Source organism: Blautia sp. AF19-13LB, assembly GCF_003479105.1.
Lineage (GTDB): Bacteria > Bacillota > Clostridia > Lachnospirales > Lachnospiraceae > Fusicatenibacter > Fusicatenibacter saccharivorans.
This window is the reverse complement of record NZ_QUGO01000006.1, coordinates 81,441-99,468: the sequence shown is the minus strand read 5'-3', so window position 1 is coordinate 99,468 and position 18,028 is coordinate 81,441. Positions and strand designations below refer to the sequence as shown.

The following is an 18,028-nucleotide window of genomic DNA, read 5'->3' as shown; positions in this document are numbered from 1 at the left end:
GTAATGGAACAGAAAGTAAAAACGATCATCATAACCCACAAAGACAGATTTATCCGATTCGGTTATGATTGGTTTGAAAAATTCTGTATGAAATGCAACACAACGATCGTGGTGGTAAACAACGAAGAATTATCACCACAGGAAGAACTTGTACACGATATTGTTTCCATACTTCATGTGTTCTCCTGCAGGCTGTATGGACTTCGTAAGTATAAAAAACAAATAGAGAGGGACGAGGAAATTGCTAAAGAGCTTCAAGACGGAAATCCATCCGACAGAAGAGCAGAAAGTCAGGATTCATAAAACAATAGGAACTTGTAGATTTATTTACAATTTCTATCTGGCCCATAACAAGGAACTTTATCAAAATGGCGAAAAATTCATGAGCAGCAGTAAATTCAGAGTCTGGCTGAATCATGAATACCTTCCACAACATCCAGAATATTTATGGATTAAGGAAGCATACTCAAAAGCGGTGACCCAGGCAGTAAATCATGGACAGACTGCATTTAAAAAATTCTTTAATCATGAAAGTGCTTTTCCGAAGTTCAAAAAGAAAGGCAGATCAGATATGAAGATGTATTTCGTAAAGAATAATCCGAAAGATTGTCGCTGCGAGAGACACCGAGTTAACATTCCGTCACTTGGATGGGTTCGTATCAAAGAAAAAGGATACATTCCTACGACGAAAGAAGGATATATCATAAAAAGCGGCCATGTTTCCATGAAAGCAGGCAGATATTATGTTTCGGCTCTTATAGAAATTCCTGATAATAAAACTGCTGATCTTTCTAACGAAGGAATCGGCATCGACCTGGGGTTAAAGGATTTTGCCATTGTTTCAAATGGTAAGACCTATAAGAATATCAACAAATCAGCAAGATTAAAGAAGTTAGAAAAACGACTCGTTCGGGAACAGAGATGTCTCTCCCGAAAGTATGAAAATTTAAAGAAAGGAGAGTCCACTCAAAGAGCGAATATACAAAAACAAAAACTTAAGGTACAAAAACTTCATCATAAAATAGACAATATCCGTACGGATTACATCAATAAGACAATCGCAGAGATCGTAAAAACCAAACCATCTTATATAACGATTGAAGACTTAAACGTATCGGGAATGATGAAGAACAAACATCTTTCAAGAGCAGTTGCTTCGCAGAGGTTTTACGAATTCAGAATAAAGCTTAAGGCGAAAAGCAGGGAAAATGGAATTGAGCTTCGGGTTGCAGACAGATGGTATCCATCATCAAAAATCTGCCATTGTTGTGGAATGATCAAGAAAGATTTAAAACTTTCAAATAGAATATTTCGATGCCATTGTGGCTATGTCAAAGACAGGGATTTCAATGCGGCACTGAATCTGAGAGATGTAAAAACTTACAAGATTGCATAAGGACGCAAATGTAAGTATGTACCGAAGGCTATTTCGGGAATTAACGACTGTGGAGTGTACATGGACCTACGAGTAGATATGATTTCGGTCAATCAAAAGTATACACAAGGAAGCAGTAAGTAAGATTCGTGAGAACTTACATTATCTCGATGTGATAAGTATATTTAATCACATTTTGAGTGGCAGGACATGACAGAAGATGAATGATATGAAGCGTCTGCTCTCGTATGCAGGTCCCTACAAGCGGGATATGATTTTCGGAGCAGTGCTGGTATTGGTAGAAACGTGTTTTGAACTTTTTATTCCGATTCTGATTTCCAATCTGATTGACATCGGCGTTGCGAACGGCGATATCCCTTACATTTACCGCAAGGGAATCCAGATGGGAATCTGCGCGCTCTGTGCGCTTGTGACCGGAATTTTATACGCGCACTTTGCGGCGCGGGCGACGTACGGCTGGGGAGCTGAGATCCGGAAGGCGGAGTATGAGAAAATGCAGCAGTATGCATTTTCCAACCTCGACCACTTTGCGGTATCATCCCTGATCACCCGTATGACGACGGATGTTACCGTCATCCAGAATATGGTAAGCGCCGGCTTCCGCCCGATCACGCGCGGACCGTCGCTTCTGATTATGGGAATCGGCCTTTCATTCTATATGAATCCGCGGCTGGCATTTGTATTCCTTGTATGTACCCCGCTTCTTGGCTTTATTCTCTCCCTGATTGTGCGGAGAGTTGCCCCGATGTACACAAAACTGCAGTCCATGGTGGACCGCCTGAACAACGTTGTCCAGGAGGGGCTGACCGCGATCCGTGCCGTCAAAGCTTTCGTGCGGGATGAGTACGAGGAAGACAAATTCAACGAGGTCAACACCGACCTGACCGCAGCGAGCGAGCAGACGTTCCACTACGCCGTGCTGAATCTGCCGGCATTTCAGAGCGTCATGTATACCGCGATCGTGCTGATTCTGTGGTTCGGCGGAAATATGATTCTGAAAAAACAGCTTGCCGTTGGAAACCTGACCGGATTTTTAAGCTACGTCATGCAGGTCATGAACTCGATGATGATGATTGCAAACGTCTTCCTGCTTCTGACCCGTTCCATGGCGAGCGCACACCGGATTGTCGAGGTGCTCGATGAGAAAATCGTGCTCACCTCGCCGGAAAATGGTGTAACAGAAGTGACAGAGGGCAGCGTGGAGTTTGACAACGTATCGTTTAAATACAAAGAAGAAGCAAAAGAGTACGCACTCTCCGATGTTACGCTGAAGATCAAAGCTGGTCAGACGGTAGGAATCCTCGGAGGAACAGGTTCTTCGAAAACGACGCTGGTGCAGCTCATTCCGCGTCTGTATGATACCAGCCGCGGCACCGTCCGCGTCGGCGGAAAGGATGTGCGCGCGTACGATCTTGCCGCTCTCCGCGATGCAGTCAATATCATTCTGCAGAAAAACGTGCTGTTCTCCGGAACCGTGCGTGAAAACCTGAAATGGGGCAATGTGGATGCATCCGATGAGGAGATCTGGGAAGCATGCCGCGCGGCGTGTGCGGATGAATTTTTGAACCGCATGCCGGACGGCCTCGACACCGTGCTCGAGCAGGGCGCAAGCAACCTCTCCGGAGGCCAGAAGCAGCGTCTCTGCATCGCGCGTGCGCTGATCGGAAAGGCAAAAATCCTGATCTTCGATGATTCGACAAGTGCGGTCGACACGGCAACGGAGAAAAAGATCCGCGAGGCACTGGCGGCGCGGAAGAATGTCACAAAAATTATCATTGCGCAGAGAGTAACATCCGTCATGAATACGGATCAGATCATCATTCTTGATGACGGAAAAGTACACCGGATCGGCACGCACGCTGAACTGCTGGCGGATGACCCGATTTATCAGGAAATTTACGCCTCACAGATGAAGGGAGGAGACGAAAATGGCAGCGAGAGCTTATAGCGGAAAGAAACCAAAGAACCTGAAACACACGCTGCGCGTCTTCCTGTCTTATCTGGGACGGCACAAAAAAATGCTCGCAGTCGTAGCGGTACTGGTAACAATCAGCGCGGGAGCCAACCTCCTTGGAACGTATATGATCCGCCCGGTAGTCAACGGACTGGCGGACGGAGATGTGCACACACTGCTGCGCGGCGTGCTGATTACGGCACTCATTTTCGGGTGCGGCGCACTCGCAGCATACGGCTACACGCAGACCATGGTAAAAGCAGCACAGCAGGTTGTCTTTGATATCCGCCGCGATCTGTTCGAACACGTCCAGACACTGCCGCTGCAGTTCTTCGACAGCAGACGCCACGGCGATATCATGAGTCTTTTCACGAACGATATCGACACGATGGCAGATGCTCTGAACAACAGTTTTGCGATGGTTATCCAGAGCTTCATCCAGATTGTGGGAACACTGACCTTGCTGTATATCCTAAACTGGCGGCTCTCGCTGATTGTAACGGTGTGCTACGGTATCATGTTCTGGTATATCAAGTTCAGCGGAAAGCGCAGCAAGGGTTATTATACGAAGCAGCAGAACAGTCTCGGAGAACTGAACGGCTATATTGAGGAGCTGATCACCGGACAGAAAGTCGTCAAGGTGTTCCACCACGAAGAAGAGAGCTTTACGGAATTCTGCAAAAAGAATGAGGAGCTCCGGAAAGCGGGAACCGGCGCGCAGGGGTATGCGGCGACGATGGTTCCTGTCGTTGTCAGCATTTCGTATGTCAATTATGCGATTGTGGCAGTGCTCGGCGGCCTTCTCGCCCTGCACGGAAAAGCCGATATCGGAAGCCTGGCAAGCTACCTTGTCTTTGTCCGCCAGGCGGCGCTTCCGATCAACCAGTTCACCCAGCAGAGCAACTTCCTTCTCTCAGCGCTCGCCGGTGCGGAGCGTGTCTTCGACGTGATGAGCCTGGAGCCGGAAATCGATGAGGGAAAAGTGAAACTGGTCAACGTAAAAGAAGAGAACGGCGCACTTGCCGTCTGCGAAGAGACAACAGGCCGCTGGGCATGGAAGCGCCCGGACGGAACGATGACGGAATTAAAGGGCGATGTGCGTTTTGAAAACGTGGATTTCGGCTACACGGCAGACCGTCTGATCTTAAAGAACATCAGCCTGTATGCCAAACCAGGCCAGAAAATTGCTTTTGTCGGTTCCACAGGAGCCGGAAAAACGACGATCACGAACCTGATCAACCGTTTCTACGACGTCCAGGGCGGCGCGGTTGTCTACGACGGCATTGACGTAAAAGATATCGAAAAAGACGCTCTGCGCCACTCCCTCGGTATCGTTCTGCAGGATACCCATCTGTTCACGGGAACCGTAGCAGAAAATATCCGTTTTGGAAAACTCGATGCCACGCAGGAAGAAATTGAACGTGCGGCCAAAATTGCGAATGCGGATTCCTTCATCCGCCGTCTGCCGAACGGCTACGACACGATGCTGACCTCCGACGGAGCCAACCTCTCCCAGGGCCAGCGCCAGCTTCTCGCGATTGCCCGTGCCGCCGTTGCCGATCCGCCGGTGCTGATTCTTGACGAGGCAACATCCTCCGTTGACACCAGAACCGAGGCGCTGATCGAAAAAGGAATGGACCAGCTCATGGAGGGCAGAACCGTATTTGTCATCGCCCACCGCTTAAGCACCGTGCGAAACGCCAATGCGATCATGGTGCTGGAGCAGGGAAATATCGTAGAGCGCGGCGACCACGACGCACTTCTGACACAGAAAGGAAAATATTATCAGCTCTATCATGGAATGTTTGAGCTGAGTTAAAAAGAAAGGAGTAAAGAGTATGAGAAAATATAACCGTATTTTTCTGATCGTCCTGGATTCTCTCGGAATCGGGGCGATGGCGGATTCGGAGAAGTTTGGGGATGTCGGTGTCAATACCTTCGGCCACATCTGGGAGAGTCAGGGAGGCCTTGAAATCCCGAACCTGCGCCGTCTCGGCATGGGAAATCTCTGCGGTGTGACAGAGGATGAGGCAAAGGGTTACGCCAGAAGACTGAACGAGGCGAGCAACGGAAAAGACACCATGACCGGCCACTGGGAGATGATGGGAATTTACACGACAAAGCCGTTCGTTACGTTCACCGACCACGGATTTCCGAAAGAACTGATCGACGAGCTGGAAAAACGAACCGGCAGAAAGATCATCGGCAATAAGGCGGCGAGCGGAACGGAGATCCTCGATGAGCTGGCAGAGCGCGAGATCGAAAACGGAGAACTGATTGTCTATACCTCGGCGGATTCCGTACTGCAGATCTGCGGCAACGAGGAGACGATGGGACTGGAGACGCTGTATCATTACTGCGAGATTGCCCGTGAGCTGACCATGAAAGACGAGTGGAAAGTCGGCCGTGTCATTGCAAGACCGTACGTCGGAAAGAAAAAAGGAGAGTTCGTCCGCACCGCAAACCGTCACGACTACGCTGTCAAACCGACGGGAAAAACCGTGCTCAACGCGATGCAGGAGGCAGGATATGATGTCATCAGCATCGGAAAAATCAACGATATTTTCTGCGGCGAGGGCATCACGGAGAGTCTGAAATCCAAGAGCAGCGTCCACGGCATGGAGCAGACGATTGAGACGGCAGGAAAAGATTTTACAGGACTGTGCTTTGTCAACCTCGTCGATTGCGATGCACTCTGGGGCCACAGAAGAAACCCGGAAGGCTACGGAAAAGAGATTGAAAAATTCGATGTGAACCTTGGAAAGCTGCTGGAGCAGTTAAAAGACGACGATCTGCTCCTGATCACGGCAGACCACGGCAACGACCCGACTTATACCGGAACGGACCACACCAGAGAACAGGTACCGCTCCTTGCGTACTCACCGTCTATGAAGGAGAGCGGCCTTCAGGAGACGAAAGACACCTTCGCTGTGATCGGCGCATCCGTTGCAGAGAACTTCGGCGTAAAAATGCCGGAGGGAACGATCGGAACATCGATCCTGGAATCGTGGAAATAAGGAAGCGATGGTGTTTTCAGCTGAGGCGGTAAGAACCTTTCGAAAGTTTCACAAGCCGTCCTTCTTCGAGCAGCTTCTTTAAGACCCGCTGGAGCTGGCGGCGGCTGCAGTGGAGCTGCATGGCCATCTTTTCCACGCCGGAAAACGTCTGATCCGGACAGCGCTCTGAGAGATAAGAGAGGAAGGATTCCTCGAGCGTGGAAAAATTCGACTGGGAGCTGGAATAAAGCATCAGCTTTTCGGTGACAGAGTTTAAAAGATATCGTAAAAAGCGGTTGTCGTTCAGCAGAAGCTCTTTCGTGGAAGCGAGCGGCAGAACAATACAAAGCGCGGTGGTGCGTGCCTCGATCTGGTGCGTATCATCGCGTTTTCCGCAGAATTCCATATCGCCGATGCAGGTAAAGCCGTCGAGATAGCCGATCGGGTAGCTCGTGCCGTCGGCTCGGTTGGCGCTGATCTCGATGGAACCGTCCACGAGGAACGAGAGGTATTCCTCCGGATTCAGCGTGTCAAGCCGTTCGCCCTTTTCAAACTGATACAGAGAAAATGCGAGATCCGGGGTATCGAAAAGAGATGGGATCTCATGTTTCTGAAGATAAAAGTCCAGCAGAACCGGATCAAAAATTCGTTTCATAGGAAAATCCTTTCACAGAAAAAATTTTTTGGAAAACTTTTTCTTTATTGTGACATATGACACAAGAAAAAGCAAGAAAGTCTGCTAAGATAAACCAGAATGAAAAAGGTTACAGTTTGCTGGGTACCAGTGAACTGTAACCGAAAAAGAGGAAAGGGGAGTTTTCAAAATGGAAAACGAATTATTTGAGAAAACAAAAGTGTCCAAAGCATATATGACGCTCGCACTTCCGGTCGTGCTCGGCATGGTCGTGTCGCTGATCTATAATATGGTAGATACTTTTTTCATCGCGCGGACCGGAAACACGGCACTGATTGCCGGCGTATCGCTCGGCACACCGATTTTCACGCTGATGATTGCACTCGGTGACATCTTCGGCGTCGGCGGCAGTTCCGTCATTTCGCGCCTCTTCGGTAAAAAAGAGTACGAGGACGGAAGACGGATCAGCGTATTCTGCTTTTACGCAGCGATTGCTGTCGGCATTGCGGTCAGCATCATCCTGCTTGCCGCCAAACAGCCGATCCTTGGCCTGCTTGGCTGTGATGAGACGACGTGGCAGTATGCGGGGGACTATTACCAGTGGATTGCATTCGGCGCACCGTTTATCATCCTGCAGCTGACGCCGAACAATCTTCTTCGGACCGAGGGCTTCGCAAAAGCCTCGATGATCGGAACAATGCTGGGAGCCGTCGTCAACATCATTCTTGACCCGATCTTTATTTACACGCTCGGCATGGGAGCAGCCGGAGCAGCGATTGCAACGGTGATCGGCAACATCTGCGGTGATATTTTCTATGTTATCTTTATGATAAAGAAATGCCGCTATCTCTCCGTCGATTTCCGAAAACTGAAAATGACCGGAGCAGAGGTGCTCGCCGTTCTTGCCATCGGCATTCCGGCATCCGTCACAAACTTCATGCAGAGCATCGGCGTGACGCTGACGAACCGATTTTTGCAGCCGTATGGAACGGACAAAGTTGCAGCGATGGGAATTGCTTTGAAAATTATTATGATTTCTGTTCTTGTGATGGTCGGTTTCGCTTTTGGCGGACAGCCGCTGGTCGGATACAATTATGGAGCGAAAAATAAAAAACGCCTCAGTGAGACGATCCGCTTTGCCTTCCTCCTGGAAGTGCTGACCGGTGTCGGAATGGCGGTTGTGCTCGGTGTGGCGGCTCCGCTTTTCGTGGGACTGTTCTTAAAAGAGGCGGATGTCATTGCAGTGGCCCAGCAGATCCTCCGCGTCCAGCTCATTGGTATGCCGTTTGTTGGTATCGTACTCGCATCGACCTGTATTTTCCAGGCGATCGGAAACGGGGCAGGAGCAATGATTCTTTCAGCAGGACGTCAGGGCGTGATTTTTGCCATTGTAATTTTCTGCGCTTCAAAACTTGCCGGTTTTTCCGGTGTTATTGCCTCCCAGCCGGTTTCTGATTTTCTGACCGCATTGGTGGCTGTGATGATTCTGCTTCAGTGGAAAAAGAAAGAATTTGCAAAATAAGAAAGAACAGCAAAGCGGCTGCGGCACAGCGTTCCGGAACGGGAACCTGCCGCAGCCGCTTTTGGCGTGCGCAAAAAAACAGAATTCCTGCACAGGCGGCCGCCATGTCAAAAACACGTAAAAGTGATGAAAAAACGTCTCTTAATTCGGCAGTATTACGGGATTGCATTCTGAGAAAACAAGATATAAAATGGCATGAGATTCGACAAAAAGGGGAAGCAAAAACATACGACAATAGGGAGGACATCACATGGCAACAAAGAAAAGTGCAGTAAAAGATCTGACAAACGGCAGCCCGGTAAAACTGATTCTGGGGTTTGCACTGCCGCTGCTGCTCGGCATGCTGTTCCAGCAGTTTTACAGCATGGTCGATACGATTATTGTAGGAAAATTCTTAGGCGCGAAAGCGCTCGCGGCTGTTGGCAGTACAGGTTCGATCAACTTCATGATCGTGGGATTCTGTATGGGAGTCTGCAGCGGATTTGCAATTCCGGTTGCGCAGATGTTCGGGGCAGGAGACCGGAAAGCGCTGTGCCGGTATGTAGGAAATGGAGCCGTCCTGGCCGGTATTCTTTCCGTGGTGATGACCGTTCTTGTCTGCATCTGGTGCCGCGACATTCTGATTCTGATGAAAACCCCGTCCGATATTCTGGACGGTGCATACGCTTACATCTTTGTTATTTTCCTCGGAATTCCGCTTATGGTGCTCTATAACCAGACATCAGCAATCATGCGGAGCCTCGGCGACAGCCGCTCCCCACTGATTTTCCTCGGTATCTCTTCAATACTGAATATCGTGCTAGATCTTGCGCTGGTCCGCCCGATGGGAGTAGCGGGAACCGCGTGGGCGACGATTATCGCGCAGGGAGTCTCTGGATTCCTGTGTCTCTTTTATATGAAGAAAAAATTCACTATCCTTGCTTTTACGAGAGAGGACTGGAAGCTGCACAAGCATTATGTGCTTAATCTGTGCAATATGGGAATCCCGATGGGACTGCAGTATTCAATCACCGCGATCGGAAGTGTTATTTTGCAGACCGCTGTCAACGGCCTTGGTTCCACTGCGGTTGCATCTGTTACGGCTGCCGGTAAAATTTCCATGTTCTGCTGCTGCCCGTTCGACGCGCTCGGCTCCACTATGGCGACGTATGCCGGACAGAACGTCGGTGCGAAGAAGATGGATCGTGTCAACACCGGTATTTTGACAAGTTCCATTATTGGAAGCGTGTATTCCGTGGTCATTTTAGGAGTTATGTTTCTGTGGTCCCGCCAGATTTCGCTTCTCTTTGTAGATGCATCCGAGACGGTCATCCTCGACCAGGCGCGTCAGATGCTGCTGATCAACATGGTATTTTACATTCCGCTGACCCTTGTCAATGTCGTACGCTTTACCGTGCAGGGCATGGGCTTCAGCAAATTTGCAATCCTTGCCGGCGTCTGCGAGATGATCGGCCGTTCGGTGGTAGCCTTTTTCCTGGTTCCGTATTTTGGTTACACCGCAGTCTGCTTCGCAAGCCCGGTGGCATGGATTCTCGCCGATCTGTTTCTCGTTCCGGCGTACCTGTACTGCGCAAAAACGCTTCGTTCTCTTTTTGAGAAAAATGCGCAGATGATGTAAGCCGTGCCGCAAGATGGACAAGCTGTTTCAATTCTGGTATAATGGAGCCTGGATTTTAGGAAAGCTGAAAAAGAATCCCATAGAAGAGAGGAAGATATCCTATGAAACAGTCGGTATTAGAATATAAGAAACTTCTGGAGCAGGAAGGACTTCTGGTGGAATTTGCAGAGCCGGAAGGAAAAGAAGGAGAGGACAGACCCGTTACCCTCGTAACGTATTTTTCGGGCGGAGCGGATCAGGGAACGCTGTTTCTCTGCAAAGGAGCTGCATTCAAAGAGGCATACTTAAAAGACGCCGTAAACCGCGGTGCTGTTGCCTATGTAAGTGAAAAAAAATACGAAGCGGGAAAAGAAATTCCGGCGCTCATCGTCAACGATGCCAGAAAAGCACAGTTTGTGCTGGGTGAGGCGTTTTACGATTATCCGGCAAAGTCGCTGCATGTCACGGCGCTGACCGGAACAAAAGGAAAGACAACGACAGCATACTACCTGCAGTCGATGCTCGATGCCTGCCTGAAAAAACAGGGCGGAAACGGATGTGCACTGTTAAGTTCGATTGAATATTACGACGGAAAGACGAGAGAAGCATCAACGCTCACCACGCCGGAATCCCTGGAGCTGTGCCGCCATATGCGCAATGCCGTAGATGCAGGCCTTTCCCATATGGTGATGGAAGTATCCTCCCAGGCGCTCAAATACGAGAGAGTCGGAAACACGCATTTTGATACCGCCATTTTCCTGAACATCTCCAAGGACCACATCAGCCCGACGGAGCACAAGGATTTTGATGATTATTTCCAGTCGAAATTAAAGATCTTCGACCGCTGCACCTGCGCCTGCGTGAACCTGGACAGCGACCATATCGGGGAAATCCTGAAAGCTGCGGCAAAATGTGAGCGCGTCGTTACGTTTGGATCGAAAGAAAATGCTGTAATCCGCGTGAGTGATATCAAGCCGGGCAGAGGAAAATTCTATTTCCATGTGGCAGGACCGGATTTCTCGGAAGATTTTACCCTGCCGGTGCACGGAGCCTTCAATGTGGAGAATGCCGTAGCTGCCATTGCGGCTGCCTGGTCGATGGGAATCCCGGTTTCGCTGATCAAGGAAAGCCTCCTTGGCGTCACCGTTCCGGGAAGGATGGAGACGTATGAGAGCAGCGCGGGCGAGGTCACGGCGATCGTGGATTTCGCGCACAATGGCCTGAGTTTTGAAAAAATGTTTGATACCGTAGCACTCGAATACCCGGGAAGCCGCGTAAGCGTTGTGTTCGGAACCCCGGGCGGAAAAGCATTCAACCGCAGAAAAGATATGGGTGAGATTTCCGGAAAACGGGCGGACCGGATTTTCCTCGTACCGGATGATCCGGGAAACGAAGATCCGCAGGCGATCTGTGAGGAGATCGGCGGATACATAGCAAAGGAAGGTGCATCCTTCCAGATCCGCATGGACCGCGGAGCAGCAATCCGGGAGGCGATTCTTGGCGCCGTACCGGGAGAGGTTGTTCTGATCCTTGGAAAAGGCGCGGACGTGACGATGCACGTCGGAAACGGAAATGTGCCGTACCGGTCAGATGCCGTCTATGCAAAAGAGGCGCTTGCCGAATATGGGAATGCATTTGCCGAAGCGGCAACGGCCCGTGAAACAGAAGAATAGAAGCAAAAACAGAAAAAACAGAGCAAAAAAGACACGGAACAGAAAAATCCGTGTCTTTTTTTGCGTCTGGCGGCAGCAGAAACGAAAATCAGACAGGAAATTTGGCGGATACATCCTACAAAATGTAGAAAAGAAGGACAGAAACTAACACATATGACGAAAAATTGTTAAAAATATAACGAACGAAAGTTAGATATGTGAAACTGAACACAGAAAGCAAAAACCCGGGAACCATGCGGGAAAAGACGAATTCTGCGGGATGAAGGACAAAACTGTAAGTTTTTGGAAAGAATTCTTGTGAAAAAGAACAAAAAATGGTATAATTGTATTGAGATATATCCAGAACACCCCTTCTGGAAGCGTACGGGCTCAGTGAGAAAAAAGATTTCACGAAAATGCTCGAAAAAAACACTTGTTAAATTCTTGTCATAGTGCTATGATAAGAAAAGTGAAAAATTTATCAATCACAAAAACCAACTAGGGGTATTTTAGAAAGGAGTATTTATGAGCAGCAAGATTACCATCATTGGAGCTGGAAGCGTTGGATCTACGATCGCCTATACACTGTCGAACGAAGACATCGCGTCTGAGATTGTTCTCATCGATATTAACAAGAAAAAAGTAGAGGGAGAGGTTATGGATATCGCGCAGGGTACCTGCTTCCGCGATCCGGTCTCCATCATCGCAGGTGAGTATGAGGATGCCAAGGACTCTGATATCGTAATTATTACTTCCGGTATTGCAAGAAAGCCTGGCCAGACCCGTATTGAGCTGACCCAGACCAACGTAAACATCTTAAAATCCATCACACCGGAAATCGTAAAAGCGGCTCCGAATGCCATCTACATCATTGTAAGCAACCCGGTTGATATCATGACCTACGTGTTTACAAAGATCTCCGGACTTCCGGAAAACCAGATCCTTGGTTCCGGTACCATGCTGGATTCCGCAAGACTTCGCTGCGGACTGTCTGAACACCTCAACATTGCCCAGAAAAACATCCACGCTTACGTATTCGGTGAGCACGGCGATACTTCCTTCATTCCGTGGAGCGGCGCTTACGTTTCCGGTGTCAGTCTGGACGAGTACTACGAGACCGTAGAAAAAATGGGCAGGAACGTAACCAAGATCGACAAAGATGCTATGCTGGAGTACGTAAGAACTTCCGGCGGACAGGTTATTGCAAACAAAGGAGCTACTTTCTATGCAGTATCTGTTGCAGTATGCAAACTGGTAGCAACCATTCTTTCTTCTTCCGATTCTGTAGCAACCGTATCTTCCATGATGCACGGTGAGTACGGCATCGAGGATGTATGCTTAAGCACACTGACCCTCGTTGGACCGAAAGGCGTACAGGGCAAGATTCCGATGCGTATGACAAAAGAGGAAGTAGAAAAACTCAAAGCAAGTGCCGACGCATTAAAAGCAGTTATCGCACAGATCGAGCACTAAGAGCGGGCAATAAGCTCAAAACATAAAATTTATGGCAGTGGCAGAAAGTGCGAAAGAGCGGTATCTCCCACTGCCTTAACGTGCGCCTGAAGAAATTTTCCGCCGGGTGTACATAAAAAGAGTACCGGAAACTTTTCCGGTGCCGGACAGAAGATACCGCAGGCAAAATGGAAACCAATAGGAGTAACAAGAAAGGAGCAATTCCATGACCTACAGTTATTTTCCGGGCTGTACGCTGAAGAACAAAGCAAAAGATCTGGATCACTATGCCAGAGAATGCGCAAAAGTTCTGGGATTTGAACTGGAAGAAATTGAAAACTGGCAGTGCTGCGGAGCTGTGTATCCACAGGCATCCGATGAAATCGCTACCAAACTTTCTTCGGTTCGCGCCTTAGCAGACGCCAAAGAAAAAGGACAGGATCTGATCACAGTCTGTTCCGCCTGTCATCACGTGATCAAACGCGTAAACGATGACATGGCGAATGTAGAAGACATTCAGACAAAAGTAAACAACTACATGGCTCTTTCCGAGCCATATCTTGGCGAAACGAAAGTACTTCATTATCTGGAAGTGCTGCGTGACGTCGTTGGATTTGACAAGATCAAAGAGAAAGTGGTAAACCCATTAAAAGGAAGAAAAATCGGCGCATATTACGGCTGTATGCTGCTTCGTCCGAGCACCACAATGCAGTTTGACGATCCGGAAAATCCGACAATCATTGAAGACTTTATCAAGGCCCTTGGCGCAACACCGGTCGTATATCCGATGAGAAATGAGTGCTGCGGCGGCTACATATCCCTCAAAGAAAAGAAAATGGCATCCAACATGGTAGACCAGATCATGGCATCCGCATCCTACAAAGGAGCAGAAGAACTGATCACTGCATGTCCGCTTTGCATGTACAACCTGCGCAATAACGGAACAAAAGAAGGTCTTCCGGTTACCTACTTTACCGAGCTTCTTGCAGAAGCACTCGGCATCAAAGAGGAGGTGCAGGCATGAAAATTGCAACATCCGATGAAATCCGTGCCATCGCCGGTGTGGATACCAGAAAATGTATGAAATGCGGTAAATGTTCCGCATCCTGTCCTGCTTATAACGAAATGGACATCCGTCCGCATCAGTTTGTATCTTACGTACAGAACGGCGATGTGGAAGCACTGATGAACTCCAAGTCCATCTGGAAATGCCTCTCCTGCTTCGCATGTGTAGAGCGCTGTCCAAGAGACGTAAAACCTGCCAAACTGATCGAGGCAGTTCGTCTTTCCGTGATCCGTCAGAGAGGAGAGAATTATCTTTCTCCGGATGAAATTCCGGCTCTTCTGGATGATGAGACTCCGCAGCAGCTTCTGATGAGTGCATTCCGTAAATATAGAAAGTAAAAAACAACCCATCCACAGAAAGGTGAGAGAAAAGTGCAAAGAATAGGAGTATTTGTCTGCCACTGCGGTACAAATATTGCGGCTACGGTTGATGTCAAAAAAGTTGTTGACGTCATCAGCAAAGAGCCGGGTGTTGTTCATGCAGAGGATTATCAGTATATGTGTTCCGAAACGGGTCAGCAGAAAGTGATCGATGCCATTCAGAACGAGCATCTGACCGGCGTTGTCATCTGTTCCTGCTCTCCGCGTATGCATGAAGGAACGTTCCGCAAAGCAGCAGAAAAAGCGGGCCTGAACCCGTATCAGCTGGAGATTGCAAACATTCGTGAGCAGTGTTCCTGGATTCATAAAGACATGGAAGAGGCTACCGAGAAGGCCGTAATTCTGGCCCGTGCAGCCGTTGCTAAAGTTATGCTGGATACCCCGCTTACCCCGGGCGAGAGCCGCGTTGTAAAACGTGCGCTGGTGATCGGAGGCGGTATCGCAGGTATTCAGACTGCACTGGATATCGCAGATGCAGGCTATGAAGTAGATATCGTAGAGAAGACCCCGAGTATCGGCGGAAGAATGTCACAGCTTGACAAGACATTCCCGACCCTCGACTGTTCTTCCTGTATCCTGACTCCTCGTATGGGAGAGGTAAACGCGCATGAGAAGATCAACATCTATACCTACAGTGAGGTAGAGAGCGTTGGCGGATTCGTCGGTGATTTCAAAGTAGACATCCGTAAGAAAGCAAGATACGTAGATATGGACAAATGTACCGGATGCGGACTCTGTCAGGAGAAATGTCCTTCCAAGAAGAACCTGAGCGAGTTCAACAGAGGCCTGTCCAACCGTACTGCAATCTACACACCGTTCGCACAGGCAGTTCCGAACGTACCGGTTATTGATACTGCAAACTGTATCCACTTCAAAACCGGAAAATGCGGTATCTGCTCCAAAGTCTGTGCAGCAGGTGCAGTAAACTACGACCAGAAAGATGAAGTAATCACCAGAGAGTACGGCGCAATCGTTGTGGCAACTGGTTTCGATACCATCAGTCTGGACAAGTTTGACGAATATTATTACAACCAGAGCAAAGACGTAATTACCTCCCTTGAGATGGAACGTCTGATGAATGCTGCCGGCCCGACAGGCGGTAAAGTAGTACGTCTTTCCAACGGCGAGCATCCGAAGGATATCGTATTTATCCAGTGTGTCGGTTCTCGTGACGTGACCTGCAGAGGAAAGAGCTACTGCTCCAAGATCTGCTGTATGTACACCGCAAAACAGGCTATGCTGGTGCGTGACCATTATCCGGATGTCAATGTACATGTCTTCTACATTGATGTTCGTACCCCGGGTAAAAACTTCGATGAGTTCTATCGCCGTGCGGTAGAAGAGTTTGATGTAGACTACATCAAAGGCCAGGTAGGAAAAGTATCCGAGGCTCCGAACGGACGTCTTCTGGTACAGGGTTCCGACCTGCTTGACAACCGTCAGATCAAAATGGAAGCAGACCTTGTTGTCCTTGCAACTGCTATCGAGCCGAGCAAAGATGCAAGAAAACTGGCTACCATGCTGACCGCAAGTATGGATACCAACGATTTCTTTACTGAGGCACACGCAAAGCTGCGTCCGGTAGAGTCCCCGACCGCAGGTGTCTTCCTCTCCGGCGTATGCCAGGGACCGAAAGATATCCCGGAGACCGTTGCACAGGCAGGAGCTGCTGCTGTCAAAGTAGTCGGACTGCTGGCAAAAGACAAACTGACCACCAACCCGTGTACAGCAGAATCCAATCCGCTGTTCTGTAATGGATGTGCATCCTGTGAAAAAGTCTGCCCATACGGCGCAATTTCCTACGAAGACCGTCAGGTCAACGACCATGGAATCCGTGAAACCAGACATGTGGCAGTCGTTAACGGCGCACTTTGCCATGGATGCGGTGCATGTACCGTTGCATGTCCGTCCGGCGCTATGGACCTGAAAGGATTCTCCAATAGACAAATTCTCGCGGAGGTAGATGCAATATGCCGATAGATAACAACGAAAACAAAGAATTTAAGCCAGTCATCGTGGCATTCTGCTGCAACTGGTGCTCCTACGCAGGAGCAGACCTGGCAGGTTCCAGCCGTCTTTCCTATCCGGCAGACGTAAAGATCATCCGTGTTCCATGTTCCTGCCGTGTCAATCCGCTCTTCATCTTAAGAGCATTCCAGAAGGGCGCTGACGGAGTCATCCTCTGCGGATGCCATCCGGGAGACTGCCATTACAGCACAGGTAACTATTATGCAAGAAGACGTATGACCCTGCTGTTCTCCATGCTGGATTACATGGGCGTTGAGAACGGACGTACCCGTGTGGAATGGGTATCCGCCGCAGAAGGTGTGAAATTCTCCCAGACCATGAACGAGTTCATCGAGCAGGTTACAAGCCTTGGTAAGAATGTCAGATTGGAGGATTTACGATGCAAGAAAAATTAGTATCCCGCGCAAAAGAGCTTCTGTCTGACGGTACCGTAGTCCGTGTTCTTGGCTGGAGAAAAGGTGACACTGATTTCAGTGCAGAGCCTGCATTCTTCGAGACTGCCGAGAGCCTTTCCGAGTTTACCTACGACGGATTCTGCGGCGCAAATCTTAGCAAATACATGATTAAAGCATCGAAAGAAGAAGGAAAAACACTCGTTTTCTTAAAACCGTGTGATACTTACAGCTTTAATCAGTTAATCAAAGAGCATCGTGTGGATCGCGAGAAAACCTATATCGTCGGCATCGGCTGCGATGGAAAACTCGATATCGAAAAGATCCGTGAAGCAGGATGCAAGGGTATTACCGCTGTAACAGAAGACGGCGATACCATCAAAGTGGCAACTGTTTACGGCGACAAAGAGCTCGCAAGAGAGGATGTTATCCTGGAAAGATGCAAAGCCTGCAAGGGCGGAAAACACGTTGCCTACGACGAGCTGGCAGAGAACTGCGACGAAGAGAAACCGGCAAAAGAAGGCCGTTTTGAACTGGTTGAGAAGCTCGAGGCAATGGCTCCGGAAGAGCGTTTCGCATTCTGGCAGAACGAACTGTCCCGCTGTATCCGCTGTAATGCATGCCGTAACGTATGTCCGGCCTGCAGCTGTATCAAATGTGTCTTCGATAATGACCGTTACGATACCGCACAGAAAGCAAATACGACTACATTTGAAGAGCAGATGTTCCACATTATCCGTGCATTCCACGTTGCCGGACGCTGCACCGACTGTGGCGAGTGTTCCCGTGTATGTCCGCAGCACATTCCGCTGCACCTGCTGAACCGTAAATTCATCAAAGATATCGACGAGTTCTACGGAGAGTATCAGGCAGGCGCCGATACCGACAGCCGTGCACCGCTCACCAACTTCACACAGGAAGATGTAGAGCCAAGTATCGTTAAGGAAAGGGGTTAAGGG

General features: G+C 49.1%; 16 protein-coding genes. 15 read left to right on the top strand and 1 reads right to left on the bottom strand.

Annotation, left to right across the window (positions count from 1 at the left end):
* The 5 genes from DWX32_RS20100 to DWX32_RS07835 form a co-directional block, all read left to right on the top strand.
* On the top strand, nucleotides 1-303 hold a 303-nt coding region (locus DWX32_RS20100), incomplete at its 5' end, for an IS607 family transposase (protein WP_442857714.1).
* Nucleotides 242-1,396: an RNA-guided endonuclease InsQ/TnpB family protein gene (locus DWX32_RS07850; protein ID WP_118659591.1), complete on the top strand. Its 1,155-nt coding sequence runs from the start codon at nucleotides 242-244 to the stop codon at nucleotides 1,394-1,396. The genes DWX32_RS20100 and DWX32_RS07850, both read left to right, overlap by 62 nt.
* A 208-nt stretch (nucleotides 1,397-1,604) precedes the next feature.
* A complete protein-coding gene (locus tag DWX32_RS07845) occupies nucleotides 1,605-3,344 on the top strand; it encodes an ABC transporter ATP-binding protein (protein ID WP_334294892.1) in 1,740 nt (579 codons plus the stop codon).
* Nucleotides 3,325-5,169 carry an ABC transporter ATP-binding protein gene (locus tag DWX32_RS07840; protein ID WP_118659589.1) on the top strand — a complete coding sequence of 615 codons (1,845 nt, stop codon included), beginning with the start codon at nucleotides 3,325-3,327 and terminating at the stop codon, nucleotides 5,167-5,169. The genes DWX32_RS07845 and DWX32_RS07840 overlap by 20 nt, the downstream gene beginning before the upstream one ends.
* A gap of 19 nt (nucleotides 5,170-5,188) precedes the next feature.
* Nucleotides 5,189-6,367 (top strand): phosphopentomutase, encoded by a 1,179-nt coding sequence (locus DWX32_RS07835; protein ID WP_118659587.1) that lies wholly within the window; start codon nucleotides 5,189-5,191, stop codon nucleotides 6,365-6,367.
* Nucleotides 6,368-6,383: 16 nt separating this feature from the next.
* Here DWX32_RS07835 and DWX32_RS07830 read toward each other — a convergent pair whose 3' ends face one another.
* Nucleotides 6,384-7,001, bottom strand: coding sequence for a hypothetical protein (locus DWX32_RS07830; protein ID WP_118659585.1), 618 nt, complete (start codon nucleotides 6,999-7,001; stop codon nucleotides 6,384-6,386).
* 169 nt (nucleotides 7,002-7,170) lie between these two features.
* On the opposite strand from DWX32_RS07830, the gene DWX32_RS07825 reads away from it, so the two are divergent.
* The 10 genes from DWX32_RS07825 to DWX32_RS07785 all read left to right on the top strand — a co-directional run bounded on the left by DWX32_RS07825 (nucleotide 7,171) and on the right by DWX32_RS07785 (nucleotide 18,025).
* Entirely contained in the window at nucleotides 7,171-8,502 is a 1,332-nt protein-coding gene (locus tag DWX32_RS07825) for an MATE family efflux transporter (protein ID WP_118659583.1), read from the top strand.
* On the top strand, nucleotides 8,475-8,777 hold the full coding sequence (locus DWX32_RS19425) for a hypothetical protein (RefSeq protein ID WP_147326094.1): 303 nt from the start codon (nucleotides 8,475-8,477) through the stop codon (nucleotides 8,775-8,777). The genes DWX32_RS07825 and DWX32_RS19425 overlap by 28 nt, the downstream gene beginning before the upstream one ends.
* Complete coding sequence (locus tag DWX32_RS07820; RefSeq protein ID WP_055219374.1) at nucleotides 8,753-10,120, top strand: MATE family efflux transporter; 1,368 nt, start codon at nucleotides 8,753-8,755, stop codon at nucleotides 10,118-10,120. Before DWX32_RS19425 ends, DWX32_RS07820 begins: the two co-directional genes overlap by 25 nt.
* A 101-nt stretch (nucleotides 10,121-10,221) precedes the next feature.
* Entirely contained in the window at nucleotides 10,222-11,772 is a 1,551-nt protein-coding gene (locus DWX32_RS07815) for a Mur ligase family protein (protein ID WP_055219372.1), read from the top strand.
* A gap of 504 nt (nucleotides 11,773-12,276) precedes the next feature.
* Nucleotides 12,277-13,224 (top strand): L-lactate dehydrogenase, encoded by a 948-nt coding sequence (locus tag DWX32_RS07810; RefSeq protein WP_055219369.1) that lies wholly within the window; start codon nucleotides 12,277-12,279, stop codon nucleotides 13,222-13,224.
* Between the two features lie 205 nt (nucleotides 13,225-13,429).
* The gene (locus tag DWX32_RS07805) at nucleotides 13,430-14,227 is read left to right on the top strand and encodes a CoB--CoM heterodisulfide reductase iron-sulfur subunit B family protein (RefSeq protein ID WP_022461168.1); all 798 of its coding nucleotides are present in this window, start codon (nucleotides 13,430-13,432) and stop codon (nucleotides 14,225-14,227) included.
* On the top strand, nucleotides 14,224-14,607 hold the full coding sequence (locus DWX32_RS07800) for a 4Fe-4S dicluster domain-containing protein (RefSeq protein WP_055219367.1): 384 nt from the start codon (nucleotides 14,224-14,226) through the stop codon (nucleotides 14,605-14,607). The genes DWX32_RS07805 and DWX32_RS07800 overlap by 4 nt, the downstream gene beginning before the upstream one ends.
* A gap of 33 nt (nucleotides 14,608-14,640) precedes the next feature.
* Nucleotides 14,641-16,629: a CoB--CoM heterodisulfide reductase iron-sulfur subunit A family protein gene (locus DWX32_RS07795; protein ID WP_055265381.1), complete on the top strand. Its 1,989-nt coding sequence runs from the start codon at nucleotides 14,641-14,643 to the stop codon at nucleotides 16,627-16,629.
* Nucleotides 16,620-17,072, top strand: coding sequence for a hydrogenase iron-sulfur subunit (locus DWX32_RS07790; RefSeq protein ID WP_055265382.1), 453 nt, complete (start codon nucleotides 16,620-16,622; stop codon nucleotides 17,070-17,072). The genes DWX32_RS07795 and DWX32_RS07790 overlap by 10 nt, the downstream gene beginning before the upstream one ends.
* Nucleotides 17,057-18,025 (top strand): 4Fe-4S dicluster domain-containing protein, encoded by a 969-nt coding sequence (locus DWX32_RS07785; RefSeq protein ID WP_055265384.1) that lies wholly within the window; start codon nucleotides 17,057-17,059, stop codon nucleotides 18,023-18,025. Before DWX32_RS07790 ends, DWX32_RS07785 begins: the two co-directional genes overlap by 16 nt.
* Nucleotides 18,026-18,028: the final 3 nt, after the last annotated feature.

What these genes read in the sequence shown, in the direction of transcription:
- DWX32_RS07800 (WP_055219367.1), top strand. Translation starts at nt 14,224, where the DNA reads ATGAAAATTGCAACATCCGATGAAATCCGTGCCATCGCCGGTGTGGAT.
- DWX32_RS07805 (WP_022461168.1), top strand. Translation starts at nt 13,430, where the DNA reads ATGACCTACAGTTATTTTCCGGGCTGTACGCTGAAGAACAAAGCAAAA.
- DWX32_RS07785 (WP_055265384.1), top strand. Translation starts at nt 17,057, where the DNA reads ATGCAAGAAAAATTAGTATCCCGCGCAAAAGAGCTTCTGTCTGACGGT.
- DWX32_RS07810 (WP_055219369.1), top strand. Translation starts at nt 12,277, where the DNA reads ATGAGCAGCAAGATTACCATCATTGGAGCTGGAAGCGTTGGATCTACG.
- DWX32_RS07820 (WP_055219374.1), top strand. Translation starts at nt 8,753, where the DNA reads ATGGCAACAAAGAAAAGTGCAGTAAAAGATCTGACAAACGGCAGCCCG.
- DWX32_RS07825 (WP_118659583.1), top strand. Translation starts at nt 7,171, where the DNA reads ATGGAAAACGAATTATTTGAGAAAACAAAAGTGTCCAAAGCATATATG.
- DWX32_RS07830 (WP_118659585.1), bottom strand. Translation starts at nt 7,001, where the DNA reads ATGAAACGAATTTTTGATCCGGTTCTGCTGGACTTTTATCTTCAGAAA.
- DWX32_RS07835 (WP_118659587.1), top strand. Translation starts at nt 5,189, where the DNA reads ATGAGAAAATATAACCGTATTTTTCTGATCGTCCTGGATTCTCTCGGA.
- DWX32_RS07790 (WP_055265382.1), top strand. Translation starts at nt 16,620, where the DNA reads ATGCCGATAGATAACAACGAAAACAAAGAATTTAAGCCAGTCATCGTG.
- DWX32_RS07845 (WP_334294892.1), top strand. Translation starts at nt 1,605, where the DNA reads ATGAAGCGTCTGCTCTCGTATGCAGGTCCCTACAAGCGGGATATGATT.
- DWX32_RS07815 (WP_055219372.1), top strand. Translation starts at nt 10,222, where the DNA reads ATGAAACAGTCGGTATTAGAATATAAGAAACTTCTGGAGCAGGAAGGA.
- DWX32_RS07840 (WP_118659589.1), top strand. Translation starts at nt 3,325, where the DNA reads ATGGCAGCGAGAGCTTATAGCGGAAAGAAACCAAAGAACCTGAAACAC.